This window comes from Pontibacter brevis, assembly GCF_054779655.1.
Genome location: NZ_BAAGXV010000079.1, coordinates 39,932 through 53,373, shown reverse-complemented (window position 1 = coordinate 53,373; position 13,442 = coordinate 39,932). Strand labels below are relative to the sequence as shown.

The 13,442-nt window shown below is 48.7% G+C and carries 12 protein-coding genes; 11 read left to right on the top strand and 1 reads right to left on the bottom strand.

From position 1 onward, the window contains the following. Positions 1-174 precede the first annotated feature (174 nt). A complete protein-coding gene (locus ACYVB1_RS16485) occupies positions 175-891 on the top strand; it encodes a class I SAM-dependent methyltransferase (RefSeq protein ID WP_460924890.1) in 717 nt (238 codons plus the stop codon). A gap of 14 nt (positions 892-905) precedes the next feature. Continuing rightward, complete coding sequence (locus tag ACYVB1_RS16480; protein WP_460924889.1) at positions 906-1,349, top strand: GNAT family N-acetyltransferase; 444 nt, start codon at positions 906-908, stop codon at positions 1,347-1,349. 135 nt (positions 1,350-1,484) lie between these two features. Here ACYVB1_RS16480 and ACYVB1_RS16475 read toward each other — a convergent pair whose 3' ends face one another. Further along, entirely contained in the window at positions 1,485-1,880 is a 396-nt protein-coding gene (locus ACYVB1_RS16475; RefSeq protein ID WP_460924888.1) for a hypothetical protein, read from the bottom strand. A 1,045-nt stretch (positions 1,881-2,925) separates the two neighbouring features. On the opposite strand from ACYVB1_RS16475, the gene ACYVB1_RS16470 reads away from it, so the two are divergent. The 9 genes from ACYVB1_RS16470 to prfB all read left to right on the top strand — a co-directional run bounded on the left by ACYVB1_RS16470 (position 2,926) and on the right by prfB (position 13,397). Further along, a complete protein-coding gene (locus ACYVB1_RS16470) occupies positions 2,926-4,857 on the top strand; it encodes a M13 family metallopeptidase (RefSeq protein ID WP_460924891.1) in 1,932 nt (643 codons plus the stop codon). A gap of 215 nt (positions 4,858-5,072) precedes the next feature. Then, positions 5,073-5,630, top strand: a complete 558-nt coding sequence (locus ACYVB1_RS16465; RefSeq protein ID WP_460924887.1) for an NUDIX domain-containing protein — start codon at positions 5,073-5,075, stop codon at positions 5,628-5,630. Between the two features lie 102 nt (positions 5,631-5,732). After that, positions 5,733-6,533 (top strand): lysophospholipid acyltransferase family protein, encoded by an 801-nt coding sequence (locus tag ACYVB1_RS16460; protein WP_460924886.1) that lies wholly within the window; start codon positions 5,733-5,735, stop codon positions 6,531-6,533. After that, complete coding sequence (gatC, locus tag ACYVB1_RS16455) at positions 6,481-6,768, top strand: Asp-tRNA(Asn)/Glu-tRNA(Gln) amidotransferase subunit GatC (RefSeq protein ID WP_460924885.1); 288 nt, start codon at positions 6,481-6,483, stop codon at positions 6,766-6,768. The genes ACYVB1_RS16460 and gatC overlap by 53 nt, the downstream gene beginning before the upstream one ends. A 15-nt stretch (positions 6,769-6,783) precedes the next feature. Next, the gene (locus tag ACYVB1_RS16450; protein ID WP_460924884.1) at positions 6,784-9,825 is read left to right on the top strand and encodes a tetratricopeptide repeat protein; all 3,042 of its coding nucleotides are present in this window, start codon (positions 6,784-6,786) and stop codon (positions 9,823-9,825) included. Positions 9,826-9,834: 9 nt separating this feature from the next. Beyond that, positions 9,835-10,557: an ABC transporter ATP-binding protein gene (locus ACYVB1_RS16445; RefSeq protein WP_460924883.1), complete on the top strand. Its 723-nt coding sequence runs from the start codon at positions 9,835-9,837 to the stop codon at positions 10,555-10,557. After that, positions 10,557-11,105: a cob(I)yrinic acid a,c-diamide adenosyltransferase gene (locus ACYVB1_RS16440; protein WP_460924882.1), complete on the top strand. Its 549-nt coding sequence runs from the start codon at positions 10,557-10,559 to the stop codon at positions 11,103-11,105. Before ACYVB1_RS16445 ends, ACYVB1_RS16440 begins: the two co-directional genes overlap by 1 nt. 40 nt (positions 11,106-11,145) lie before the next feature. After that, positions 11,146-12,219, top strand: coding sequence for a branched-chain amino acid aminotransferase (locus ACYVB1_RS16435; RefSeq protein WP_460924881.1), 1,074 nt, complete (start codon positions 11,146-11,148; stop codon positions 12,217-12,219). Positions 12,220-12,319: 100 nt separating this feature from the next. Further along, a protein-coding gene (prfB, locus tag ACYVB1_RS16430) for a peptide chain release factor 2 (RefSeq protein WP_460924880.1) occupies positions 12,320-13,397 on the top strand; the annotation gives its coding sequence in 2 pieces (ribosomal slippage) (positions 12,320-12,379 and positions 12,381-13,397; 1,077 coding nt in all). Positions 13,398-13,442: the final 45 nt, after the last annotated feature.

The window sequence follows — 13,442 nt, the reverse complement described above, 5'->3', positions numbered from 1 at the left end:
CAGTAGGGGCAGTTTACCTGGATAGTTATCTCGCACATAACTTCCTATAAACACCCTTGCTGCCATACTTATTCCAACATCATACATTCTAGAACACAGCCTAAATTGTATTATCCATATTGATTGTTGAGAGTACAGGAAAATTACAAGCTGCTTTACATTTTGAGCCATCAAATGAGCAAAGAGAAAATACGTTCAGCATACGAAGCGATGGCAGAAAGCTATAATAGCATGATTGAGCATAAGCCTCATAATGCCTATTATGACAGGCCAAATACACTCAGTCTGATTCCGGAAGTAAATGGAAGAACAATTCTTGATGCTGCCTGCGGGCCAGGAAAATACGCGGAAATACTGATTTCACAGGGAGCTGCTGGTGTGACAGGATTCGATATTAGCCCTAAGATGATAGCACTCGCTAAGGCACGAAATAAGGCATCCGGTACTTTCTTTGTGCATGACCTGACTAAGCCGCTTGAGATGCTGGATGATGCATCTTTCGATATAGTGCTCTGTGCGTTAGCGATGCATTATGTAGAAGACTGGACGTTGACAATCAGGGAATTCTGTAGAGTACTGAAACCTGAGGGGCTCCTGGTGCTTTCTGTCGAGCACCCCTTCTTTGAATTTAACTTCTTTCAATCCACAAAGTATTTTGAAGTCGAGCCTGTAAAATGCACCTGGACCAGCTTCGGAAAACCAATTGAGGTAAACAGCTACAGGAGGCCTTTAAGCGCCTGTATATTACCGCTAACAGATAATGGGTTTTATATAGATAAACTGATTGAACCCAGGCCCACAGAAGAATTTGAGAAACTTGACCCAAAGCATTATAAAGAGCTCAATGAATTTCCGGCTTTTATATGCATCAGAGCGGTTCGGAAAAAATAAAAGGCATAAGCACCATGATCAGACCCTACACCAGCCAGGACAAAGAACAAATCATGGAACTGTTGCGGCTAAACACTCCGGAGTTCTTCCATGAGGAAGAGGAAGAAGATTTGATTGACTACCTGGATCATCATGCACAGCATTACTTTGTAGTAGAAGATGCAGGCATTATAGTTGGGGCGGGTGGGTATAACACCGGTTTTAACGACGGAAAAGCCGTGAGGATATCATGGGATATGATTCATCCGGGTTTTCAGGGGAAAGGAATAGGGCGCAAACTAACGCAATACAGAATAGACGAAATCAAAACTCTTCCCGAAGTAGAAGTGGTCATCGTCAGAACCACACAGCTTGTGTATCAGTTTTATCAAAAGCTAGGATTCAGGTTAATCAAAACAGAAAGAGATTTCTGGGCGCAAGGCTTCGACCTTTATCAAATGGAGTTGAGGGTAAAGTAGGTGGGGTGTGTGACACTACAGTACATCAGTATATTACAATTAAGAGTAAAAAAATATGAAGTACAGGGCTGCACTTCATATCTTCTAACGGTTTTCTACAGGTTAGAGGTCTGAGTACACAAGACCTGCCTGAACCTACAGGTTGTTCATTTTAGTTAGTTTCGCCTCTATGCCGTGGTCTTGCATCAATTCGGTTGCGTACTTAAAGCTTCCGTGTGGCACAAACAATCGTAAATCGCCGCCTTTCATTTTCGCAATAGATTCCAGTGCCTTCCATTTGCTCACCAGCTTGCGCTGGTCATCCTCATCTCCATTTTTTACCACTAGCTCGAAATAGTATTTGCTGTCGCCGCGTTTTGCTGTAAAGTCTGGAGTTAAAACAACTTTCCCATTTACCATTGTTAAAGATGCCGGGCTGTCGTAACCGGTAAAATCCGCTTTAATATCCTCAAAACCGGATTTTACAGCATAATTGATAACCTGTTCAGCAAGTGCATTGTACTCTTCTGTATTTTTTCGTGTGTATAGCATAGGTATAATTTATTTGATGAATAAAATTTTAAAGCAGCCGGAAAGTGTCATCAGATACAGGACGGAAGCAGGCAAACTGAGCACAAACAGGAAGTACATCTATGTAAGATGATTCTTTAAGTTAAAGCAGGGTATTCAGCTTTTTATTGGTCGGGCTCTGTATTATGTAAAGCCGATATTAGTGATGATGGCAGCACATTTTGCCGTGCTGCATCCTGCATGGATAGAAGCGACGCGTGCTGTTATACAAGCCTGTTTTGCGCTTCAAGGTTTTGTGAAACTCTGATGTCTTTCTCGGTATATAGTAATATACGAAAATTATACTTAAAAAGCTAATATAAAGTGGTTTTTATTGAAAAACAGCGCTTTCTAGCTGCCTGATTATGTAGTTTCTATATCAGGAGCCAGGCTCCTGTTTTAAATTACTGTAAATGTACTGCTTGAAAAGTGCAATTGGTGCTTTGCTTGTGTGATTGATTATAAAGGTGGAGGTTAAAGGCGTCCGCCTGCCGCAGGTAACAGCCATGTAGTAGTAGCTGATGTACCTGTATTGCCCTCCCCGAAATGCATGAGTACAGCCGCTTTTCTCAGGCAGTTATAGCAGATCGAACTGATAGAGCAGATTTTCTGTTGAGTAGGCGTTGCAACAACAAATATCATTTTTAAGCAGGCGAACATCCTGTGTGCTGCCATACAGGCTTAACCACCTTTCCTTTGTTGGAACGGTTTTTGGAACAATAGTTATTTGAGCCACAGCCTCCTGTTGATGTATAATTGCACCGGCAATATGATTTGCAGAAAAAATTAAGTGTAAAGCACTACTTTTGGGGCAAATTTTCATTGGGGAGAAATGTAAGGCAGGTTCTCCCTCCTCAGCAAGTATTTTTTAACCTCAGATAATCAACCTTTGATGACAAATATGTCGAACTGGAAAAACAACCTCAGATTACTGCTTTTCGGAGCTGCTGCACTGTATGGTGTAGAAGCAACAGCCCAGCAAAGCAGCGCCACAGCTACACAAAAGCAATTTATCGATAAGTCAAACATGGACGTGTCGGTAAAGCCAGGCGATGACTTTTATACCTATGCCAGCGGTACATGGCTGAAGAACAACCCGGTGCCGGCAAAGGAAACCCGATGGGGAAGCTTTAACCTGCTGCGCGACTTTAACATCAAAGCGGTGCAGGACATTCTGAACGAAGCCGCTGCAAACAAGAGTGCTGCTCCGGGTTCGGTTGAGAAACGCGTTGGCGACTTTTATGCCGCTGCTATGGATAGCGTTGCCATTGATAAGCTTGGCTATACGCCCATCAAGAAAGACCTGAAAAGAGTAGGTAAGGTAAAGGATGTTAACGCTGTGCTGAACGAGGTTGCTTACCTGAGAACATCAGGCGCAGGCTCTCCTATGTTTGGCTTCTATGTTGGCCAGGACCGCAAAGATGTGAACAACATGGTTCCGCAACTGAGCCAGGGCGGTACAACCCTGCCAGACCGCGACTACTACCTGAAGGATGATGCACGCAGCCAGAAGATTCAGGAAGCGTACAAAAAATACATTACAACCCTGTTCTCTTTAACAGGCGTTCCGCAGGCAAAAGCACAGCAAAACGCAGAAACCATTTTCAACCTGGAGAAGAAAATGGCCCAGGCGCAAATGGCGCGTGTGGAGATGCGTGACCCATACAAAACGTACAACAAGTTCTCTGTTGCCGATTTCAGCAAAAGAACACCGAACATTGACTGGAAGTCGATGCTGGCAAAAATGAAGGTAACAGGCGAGGATACCATACTGGTAAATAACCCGGCCTTCTTCACTGAGCTGAATGCTTTGCTGAAGAGCACACCGGTTACTGACTGGCAGACCTACCTGCAGTGGAACGTGCTTAAATCTGCTGCTCCATACCTGAGCTCTCCTTTCGTGGATGCTAACTTTGCTTACACACAGGCACTATCTGGACAAAAAGTACAGACCCCACGTTGGCAGCGCATGTCGTCTCTGACGGACGGTACCATCGGTGACCTGCTGGGCCAGCTTTATGTGAAGAAGCATTTCAAGCCGGAGGCAAAAGCCAGAATGGAAGAGTTGATCAGCAACCTGATCAAGGCTTACGAAATTCGTATTAACAACCTGGATTGGATGAGCGCCACTACAAAAGAGAAGGCGTTGGCTAAGTTACATGCCTTCACTCCAAAAGTGGGTTACCCTGACAACTGGAAAGCATATGATGGCCTGGAGATCAACCGCAAAACGTTCTTCCAGAATGTGCGCAATGCCGGTGTTTGGAGCTATAACGACATGGTGAGCCAGTTAGGCAAGCCAGTGGACAGAACCAAGTGGGGCATGACCGCGCCAACTGTTAATGCTTACTATAGCCCGGTTATGAACGAGATTGTGTTCCCGGCAGGTATCCTGCAGTTTCCTTTCTTCGACCCGAATGCGGATGATGCAGTGAACTACGGCGGTATTGGTGCTGTAATCGGACACGAGATTTCACACGGCTTCGACGACTCTGGTAGCCAGTACGACAAAGATGGTACCCTCCGCAACTGGTGGACAGCAGAAGACCGCGCCCGCTTTGAAGAGAAAGCCAAAGCCCTGCAGGAGCAGTATGATGCTTACACGGTGCTGGATACAATCCACGTGAACGGTAAACTGACGCTGGGTGAGAACATCGGTGACCTGGGTGGTCTGAGTGCTGCTTACGAGGCCTTCAAAATGACAGAGCAGGGTAAGTCTAACGAGAAAATCGACGGCTTTACCCCTGATCAGCGTTTCTTCCTGTCGTGGGCACAGGTTTGGAGAGGTAACATCCTGCCTGAAGCAGCGGCACAGCAGATTATCACGGATCCGCACTCACCAGGACAGTACCGAACCATTGGTGCGCCGGTAAACATGGATGCCTGGTACGAAGCATTCAATGTGCAGCCGGGTGATAAGCTTTATAAAGCACCGGAAGAGAGAATCAGACTCTGGTAATGTTTGCTGCTTAGCTTTAAAATAGTAGAAAGCCGCTCTGTTCACTGTAACAGAGCGGCTTTTTTATGTTTGGCTAGTCTTTCGTAGCTAAGTGTGTTGCCGCTGGGTGAACGGGCACAACGGCAGCTCAGGCAGAATATCTGAATACACTAACTACCGAAGCCAATCGCATAAAGAACAATTCAGCTATATTTGCAGCACACAGAACAAGCGCTATGATTGACGAACAACATAACCCCTGGACAACCCTGTCCTCCAAAGACATCTATGAGAACCCCTGGATAAAAGTGCGCGAAGACCAGGTGCTGAACCCGAAAGGGGGAAAAGGCATCTACGGTGTGGTGAGCATGAAAAACAAAGCCATTGGCATCATTCCCATAGATGATGAAGGATACACATACCTGGTGGGGCAGTATCGCTACGCTTTGAACGAGTACTCCTGGGAGATACCCATGGGCGGAGGCCTGATTGAGAACGATATACTGGAATCTGCGAAGCGGGAACTGCAGGAGGAGACAGGCTATACGGCAGCAAAATGGACAAACATGATGCGGCTGCATACTTCCAACTCCGTGACCAACGAAGAAGGATTTGTTTTTCTGGCGCAGGAACTAACAGCGGGCGAAACAGCATTTGAGGAAACAGAGGATCTGCAGATCAAGCGGGTGCCTTTTCAGGAAGCAGTGCGAATGGCTATGAACAACGAAATAACCGATGCCATCAGTGTGGCAGGTATTCTGAAGGCGGCGTTGATCCTGCAACAACAAGGGTAGGAGGCATACCATACCAGCAGGTTTGTCGTTAGGGTTGTGCCATGGCCTTGCAGGCCACCTGCCGCATTTGTACAATAAGGGATATTGCTTACATTTGGACGTATGAAAGCCATCAAGTACCTGTCACATCGCATTTACACAACCTGGTGCTGTACCTGGTTTGTGTTGCCGTTTGTGGTAACCTATCCTTTCCAGGCTTTGCTGCTCCGAAGGGAAAAGTGGTGGCGCCATGTGCACAACATCAACCGCGGCTGGTCTACAGTTTTCCTGCGTATGTTCCTGGCCCCGTTGATAGTGGAGCGCCGTACTGTGCTTGACCCGAAGCAGCAGTACATTTTCACAGCTAATCACAGTTCCTACCTCGATATCCCGATGATGCTGCATACCATCCCCGGATTTCTTAACTTTGTAGGCAAAAGCTCCCTGGCAAAGGTGCCGCTCTGGGGAAAGGTGTATGATAAATTGTACATTACAGTAGATCGGAAAAGCCCGGTGAGCAGTGCCCGGAGTTACATCAAATCTGTGAAGACGCTGGAACAGGGGCGCAGCCTGGCTATTTTTCCGGAGGGAACCATTCCTAAAACCGCCGGCGAAAAGCTGATGGAGTTCAAGGACGGGCCTTTCAAGCTGGCTATTGAAAAGCAGTTGCCGGTAGTGCCGGTCACCATGCCTTACAACCAGTATTTCCTGCCTGACCTGGACGGCAAACTGAAAGTGCGCTGGCATCCGCTTAAAATTGTGGTGCATGAGCCAATTAGGACAGAAGGCATGACCCTGCAGGACCTGCCGGAACTGAAGGAGCGGGTTTTTAACATTATACAAACAGAAATAACGAAACACAAGAAGACATATGTCAACGGATATTCAGACTATAAAAAGATTAGCACACTTAGCGAGGCTTGAGTTTAACGAGGAGAAAGAACAGGAAATGCTGCAGGACCTGAATAAGATCCTGAACTGGATGGATAAGCTGCGGGAGCTGGACACAGTACATGTGGAGCCTTTAACCCATATGTCGGAAGAGGTGAATGTGCTGCGTGAGGATGTTGCCAAGAATACTGTTACACATGAGGAAGCACTTTTAAATGCTCCTAAAAAAGACTCTGATTACTTCCGGGTACCGAAAGTATTGGAGTAGTCTGCTGACTTCTATATGAATAAAATTAAGTTTTGGAAAGGTTGGGATACTAGCATACGGTATCCCTATCTTTTTTTACTCCTGTTAAGTGCGCTGGCCCTGCTTTTGGGCGTTTACCATTATTTCAGCGGGGAGAGCCTGGCTTTTGGCTGGGACAAAATAACTGACCTGCAAATTGTGCCGGTGCCGGTGCATGAGGTAACACGCCTCCTGGAAACTTTTACCCTTTCTGCCGACGGCTACCTTATTTTTGAGCAGTATGACGTAGCGCTGCCGACTATCAATACGGTGGCGGCATCCTTTATGCTGGGCATACTGGCCCTGTGTATTGCTTACTACACCGCCGCCATCAGCACCATGAAGCAGTTGCCTTACTTTGGCAGTATACTTCTGCTGATGTTGTTCCTGGCCACCTTCAACTTCGATGTGTTAGGTTCTTTTGGTAGTGGCTCAAGCCAGACCCTGCTGCTTATCACAATCGCGTTGCTGGCTATCAGCAGCTATGCGTTTCAGGCTTTCTGGCAAGGGATAAGCTTCGCATTACGTCTGCTGGCAATGCTGCTGGTGATGATGATTATTGCGTTGCTGACCTACAAAGGGGCTGAGTTCCCGGCAGAACTGGTTACGCTGCACCTCGTGAACTACAGTTCTATCGGTACGCTGGTGGCTACGGTGCTGTTTATGCTCTGGGTAGCCTACGAAAACGTGAATGCCCTGCTCTGGATTAACACGCAGGCAAAAACGCCGGAGCGCCGCTTCAGCATGTGGCAGTTTATACTGGTGAGCGTGCTGTACCTGCTCAACCTGCTGTTGCTCTACCTGCGCAAGGTAGGTTACCTGGACCTGGATCTGTTCTACATTAACGGCTATTTCATTCTGCTGCTTTCTGCAGTGGCAGGTTTTTGGGGAATGCGTCAGCGGGAGGAATACTACAAGTCGCTCTTCCTGTTCCGCCCTACAGGTGCCGTACTGTACCTGGTGTTTGCCACCATTGCCTTCCTGAGCATCGGGTATGCCTTTGCCACGGCCAACGACCCGCTCACGGTTTTTTACCACGACATGATTGTGTACACGCACCTGGCTTTCGGTGTGGGGTTCTTCCTGTACATCATGATCAACTTCGGCCGGTTGATAGATCAGCGCCTGCCGGTATACAAGGTGGTGTATCAGCCGAAAAGCTTTTCTCTTTTCTCTTTCTTTGTAATGAGCCTTATTGCCTGTGTTATTCTGGTGATGCGCACACAGTATCGTGTATACTTCCAGGTGCAGGCAGGCTATTACAACTACCTCGGCGACCTTTATTCTGCTTCCGACAACAGCATTCTGGCCGAGCGGTTTTATGAGGAAAGCGATTTGTATGACGCCAACAACGTAAAAGCGAATTACAGCCTTGCAGCGATGCACCGGCTGCAAGAGCAGCGGAATAATGAGATTCTACGGCTGAAAGATGCGCTGGAGAAACGCCCGAACCCAAAATTGTACGTGCGCCTTGCCAACCTCTACGACGAGAAACAGTTCTTTTTTGAGAAGCTGTATGTGTTGCAGCAGGGAGCAGAGCGGTTCCCGGAGAGTGGCGAAATCTATAATAACCTGGCCCTGCTTTACTCCCAGACAAGCGTGCAGGACAGCACCGAGTATTACTTTAACCTGGCGCAGGAGTATAATTCAGACGCGGAATTTGTGCGCAGCAACCGGCTCGCCTATTATACGCGGCAGGCCCTCCTCGACCCTGCTAAAGTAGTGCTGGAGGAAAGCCGGAACGGCAAGAACAAAGCGCTTCGCAGCAACATGGCCACTTTAAGGCAGTTACTGGGCAGGGATCCTAAGAACGAGGATGACTTTGTGCCGGACTCTATACAGGCTGTGGAGGATTTCACCCTTTTCTACAACCAAACCATCAGCAGGCTCAACAAAGGTGATACTACCCGGCTGGAGGCCATCAACAGTTACCTGGCCTCTCCGGGAAACCAGCTGTTCCATGAGGACCTGTTGTTCCTGAAGGGGCTGGTGCACCATTATAATGGCCTGCCAAAAGAGGGCAGGAGGGTGGTAGAAAACCTGGCGCTGCAGTCGGAGCGGCGCAGTGGCTATTACTATAATACGCTTGGCCAGTGGATGCTGGAGGAAGAGAATTACCGGGCTGCCGCTGCTTATTTTAAGCAGGCAAAGGACCTGGGCTATACACAGGCATACCTGAGCGAGGGTTATGCGTTGGCACTTGCAAACCAACCGCAAGCCGCCACACAGGCGCTGGAGGAGGTGGCTTTTTCTGAGAACGAGGCCGCTGTTGCCGTGGCGCAGGATCTGGCAGAGGTGCTGCAGCAGGACGTGAAAACAATTGTGGCAGAGGTACCGGACAGGGACAAGGTGCAGTATCTCTTAACTTATCTGCCGCAACTGAGCCTTCAGGAAGTGGATGCCCTGGTGCAGGCAGTGGAAGAAAAAGACCTGAAGCGCCGTGCCATGGTAGCGCGCGTAGAGTACCTGATAGGCCGGAGGGAATGGAGAGCCGCTTATGAGGCTATAAAAGAAACAGCCCCAAGGCTGCAGCCGGAAGGCGAACTTCGGTCAGCCCTGAACCTGCAGCAGCTAAAGGTGTGGCTTTACGCCGGAAACTACAATGCCTTGCTTAACCGAATGGACAAGCTGTACCTGACAGACCGCGACAAGCGCCAGCGGCTGTACTTTAAGGCCCGCATTGCTGAGGAGAAAGGACGTACAGAAGAAGCAGCCACGCGTTATGAGCAGGCTTTAAAAATGCTGTTGTACGATGAGGAGGTCGTGTTGGCAGCAGCCAACTTCTTTGACAAGTATAAGCCAGACGGGGAGGTAGCTTACAATATCTTACTCAGCGGTATCACTTATAACCCCTATGCGGCAGAGCTCCACAAGGCCTATGCGCTGGAGAGCCTTGACCAGGGCTTGTACTCTTATGCGGAGCAGGCACAGGAAACCCTGCGTGATTTGCTTCCTTCTTCAGAATACAGTACATTTATAGAGAAGTTAAACCAAAAACGCCAGGAAGTTGAGACCCGTGCTGATGACTGGCAACTATGAAAAAACTGTATGAACACGCTCATCGAAACGCACGACATCTCGAAGATATACCGTATGGGTGCGGAGACTATTCACGCACTTAAATCGGTCTCTATCAAAATATCCAAAGGTGAGTATGTTGCCTTCATGGGGCCTTCAGGCTCCGGTAAGTCTACGTTCATGAACATTATCGGCTGCCTCGACACGCCCACCGGCGGTACTTACATCCTGAATGGTAACGATGTCAGCAACATGACGGACAACGAACTGGCGGAGGTGCGCAACAAAGAAATAGGTTTCGTGTTTCAGACCTTTAACCTGCTGCCGCGGCAAACGTCGCTGGAGAACGTAGCGTTGCCCCTGATCTATGCGGGCTACGGCAAAAGCCAGCGGGAAGAGAAGGCGCAGCGTGCCCTTGAAAGCGTTGGCCTCGGCACCCGTGGCAAGCACAAGCCAAACGAGTTGTCGGGTGGTCAACGGCAGCGTGTGGCCATTGCCCGTGCTCTCATCAACAACCCCAGCATTATCCTGGCCGACGAACCGACAGGTAACCTCGACTCGAAAACTTCTTATGAGATTATGGAGCTGTTTGAGGACCTGCACAACAAGGGCAATACCATCATCATGGTAACGCACGAAGAGGATATTGCCAAATACGCACACCGTATTGTCAGAATGCGTGACGGTTTGATTGAGTCCGACACGATGAACGAGGATATCACAACCGCTGCTAAACTACAGGCAGAACATTAATGAAAATATACACCAAGACAGGCGACAAAGGCACCACCTCCTTGATTGGCGGTACCCGCGTGGCTAAATCTGATCTGCGCATCGAGGCCTATGGCACGGTGGATGAACTGAATTCTTATATCGGGCTGGTGCGGGACCAGGAGGTAAACAGGGAGCGTGCCACTATTCTGAAAGAGGTGCAGGACAGGCTGTTCACGATTGGTGCCCTGCTGGCTACAGATCCGGAGAAATCAAAAATGAAAACCCCGGACCTGCACGAAGAGGACGTGACCCTACTGGAGCAGGAGATCGATGTTATGACAGCCGAGGTGCCGCCACTGCGCGCTTTTGTGCTGCCAGGTGGGCACCAGTCAGTTTCTTTCTGCCATGTGGCCCGTTGTGTGTGCCGCCGGGCCGAGCGCTTAGCTATTCATTTACAGGAACTTTCGCCGGTAGAGGATTTGGTGATAAAATATCTGAACAGATTATCCGACTACCTGTTTGCTCTTTGCCGTAAAATGACACAGGAGCTCGGGGCGGAGGAAGTAACCTGGAAGCCGCGCGTCTGATAACACGAATCTGAATAAACTAAAGCATAAATCTACTTATATGTCAGTTGATACTCTAACTATACCTACCGAGCGTGTGCAGGAATCACGCATTTCGAAGGTGGACTTTGATAACCTTCAGTTCGGGAAAACTTTCTCGGACCACATGTTTGTGGTAGACTATAAAGACGGTGCGTGGCAAAATCCGCAGGTGCTGCCTTACGGCAACATGTCTTTAAGCCCTGCTACATCGTCCCTGCACTACGGCCAGGCCCTTTTCGAGGGAATGAAAGCTTACCGTGACCAGAATGGCGACATTCTTCTTTTCAGACCTTTGGCTAACCACAAGCGTCTGAACACTTCGGCAGAGCGTTTGTGCATGCCGGAACTACCCGAAGAACTTTTCATGCAGGGGCTTACCCAGTTGTTGCGTGTAGATTCAGACTGGGTGCCGTCTAAGCCAGGAAGCTCTCTTTACATCCGTCCGCTGATGTTTGCCACAGACGATTATATTGGTGTGCGGCCATCTTTGACTTACCGTTTTCTGATTATTACCTGCCCTGTAGGCAAGTACTACGATAAGCCGGTGAAAGTAGCAGTGGAGCCGCATTATGTACGTTCAGCAGAAGGTGGTGCGGGTTATGCTAAAGCGGCAGGCAACTATGCTGCAGCGCTGCTGCCGTCTCGTAAAATGCAGGAGAAAGGCTATGATCAGCTTATCTGGACAGATGCCAAGGAGCACAAATACGTTGAAGAATCCGGCACCATGAATGTGATGTTTGTGATAAACGGTAAGCTGATTACGCCAAGCCTGAGCACCAGCATTCTTCACGGTGTTACCCGCGACAGTGTACTGCAGATGGCAAAAGACCTGGGCTATAGCGTAGAGGAACGCCGTGTCTCTGTTGATGAGGTTATTGAGGCACAGAAGAATGGTACGCTTACAGAAGCCTTCGGAACAGGAACAGCAGCCATTATTTCCCAGATTTCCCTGATTCACCATAACGGGCAGGATTATGAGCTGCCTCCTGTGGAAGGACGTGAAATATCAAACCGTGTAGCTGCCGAGCTGGACAAAATCAGAACAGGCCAGGCACCGGATACACACAATTGGGTGCATAAAATCAGCCTGTAAAGGTTAAGATAAGCATGAAAGTGCTGGGGTGTAAGCTGCTATGGTTTATACCCCAGCATTTTGTCTTTATAGTACGTTTTCACATCATAAACTAAAATCCATGACAACTGAACAGGTTAAGGAATTAAAGGCCAGAGTTGAGGCCTTGAGGAGGTATCTTTGACTACGATGCCAAGAAACAACAAATAGAAGAAACAGAAAAGCAAACCACTGCGCCTGACTTTTGGGACGATCCAAAAGCCGCGGAGAAAGTCCTGAAAGAAATTAAATCCATCAAAGTATGGACAGACCATTACGAAGAGGTGGAAAAAGCTGTCTCTGACTTTGAGGTGCTGTTCGACTTCTATAAAGAGGGAGATGTTTCAGAAGATGATATCAAACAGGAATTCAAGAAAGCATCGGATGCGGTAGAAGGGCTGGAGTTTAAGCGCATGCTGAGCGGTGAGGAAGACCAGTTGAGTGCCATTGTGGAGATAAATCCGGGTGCAGGCGGCACAGAAAGCCAGGACTGGGCTGAGATGCTGATGCGCATGTACATCATGTGGGCAGAGTCTCACAACTTCAGCGTAAAGCAAATCAACTATACTGCCGGCGACGGTGCAGGCATAAAGTCAGCTACTTTAGAAATAACCGGCGATTTTGCATACGGATACCTGAAGTCTGAGATTGGTGTGCACCGGCTGGTGCGCATCTCGCCGTTCGACTCGGGTGGCCGCCGCCATACCTCGTTTGCCTCCATCTTCTCTTACCCGGTAATAGACGATACCATCAACATCGAGATCAACCCAAGCGACATTGACTGGGATACTTTCCGGTCGGGTGGTGCGGGTGGCCAGAACGTGAACAAGGTAGAGACAGCCGTGCGCCTGAAGCACAGGCCGACAGGCATCGTGATTGAGTGCCAGATCGAGCGCTCACAGCTCATGAACAAAGAGCACGCGCTGCGCATGCTCAAGTCGCGGCTGTACCAGATAGAAATAGAGAAGCGTAACGAGGAGCGTGACCGCATCGAGAGCACCAAGAAACGCATTGACTTTGGCTCCCAGATTCGTAACTATGTGCTGCACCCATACAAGCTCGTGAAAGATATCCGCACGGGTGTAGAGCGTACTGATGTGCAGAACGTGCTGGACGGAGACCTGGATGAGTACATTAAAGCGTACCTGATGCAGGCCTGAGAGACCCAAAAGTGAGTTAAACAGAAAGAGGCACCGGAAACGGTG

Bases quoted from the DNA above. Each gene is read 5' to 3' on its own strand.
- ACYVB1_RS16485 (WP_460924890.1), top strand. From the start codon at position 175: ATGAGCAAAGAGAAAATACGTTCAGCATACGAAGCGATGGCAGAAAGC.
- ACYVB1_RS16480 (WP_460924889.1), top strand. From the start codon at position 906: ATGATCAGACCCTACACCAGCCAGGACAAAGAACAAATCATGGAACTG.
- ACYVB1_RS16475 (WP_460924888.1), bottom strand. From the start codon at position 1,880: ATGCTATACACACGAAAAAATACAGAAGAGTACAATGCACTTGCTGAA.
- ACYVB1_RS16470 (WP_460924891.1), top strand. From the start codon at position 2,926: ATGGACGTGTCGGTAAAGCCAGGCGATGACTTTTATACCTATGCCAGC.
- ACYVB1_RS16465 (WP_460924887.1), top strand. From the start codon at position 5,073: ATGATTGACGAACAACATAACCCCTGGACAACCCTGTCCTCCAAAGAC.
- ACYVB1_RS16460 (WP_460924886.1), top strand. From the start codon at position 5,733: ATGAAAGCCATCAAGTACCTGTCACATCGCATTTACACAACCTGGTGC.
- gatC (WP_460924885.1), top strand. From the start codon at position 6,481: ATGTCAACGGATATTCAGACTATAAAAAGATTAGCACACTTAGCGAGG.
- ACYVB1_RS16450 (WP_460924884.1), top strand. From the start codon at position 6,784: ATGAATAAAATTAAGTTTTGGAAAGGTTGGGATACTAGCATACGGTAT.
- ACYVB1_RS16445 (WP_460924883.1), top strand. From the start codon at position 9,835: ATGAACACGCTCATCGAAACGCACGACATCTCGAAGATATACCGTATG.
- ACYVB1_RS16440 (WP_460924882.1), top strand. From the start codon at position 10,557: ATGAAAATATACACCAAGACAGGCGACAAAGGCACCACCTCCTTGATT.
- ACYVB1_RS16435 (WP_460924881.1), top strand. From the start codon at position 11,146: ATGTCAGTTGATACTCTAACTATACCTACCGAGCGTGTGCAGGAATCA.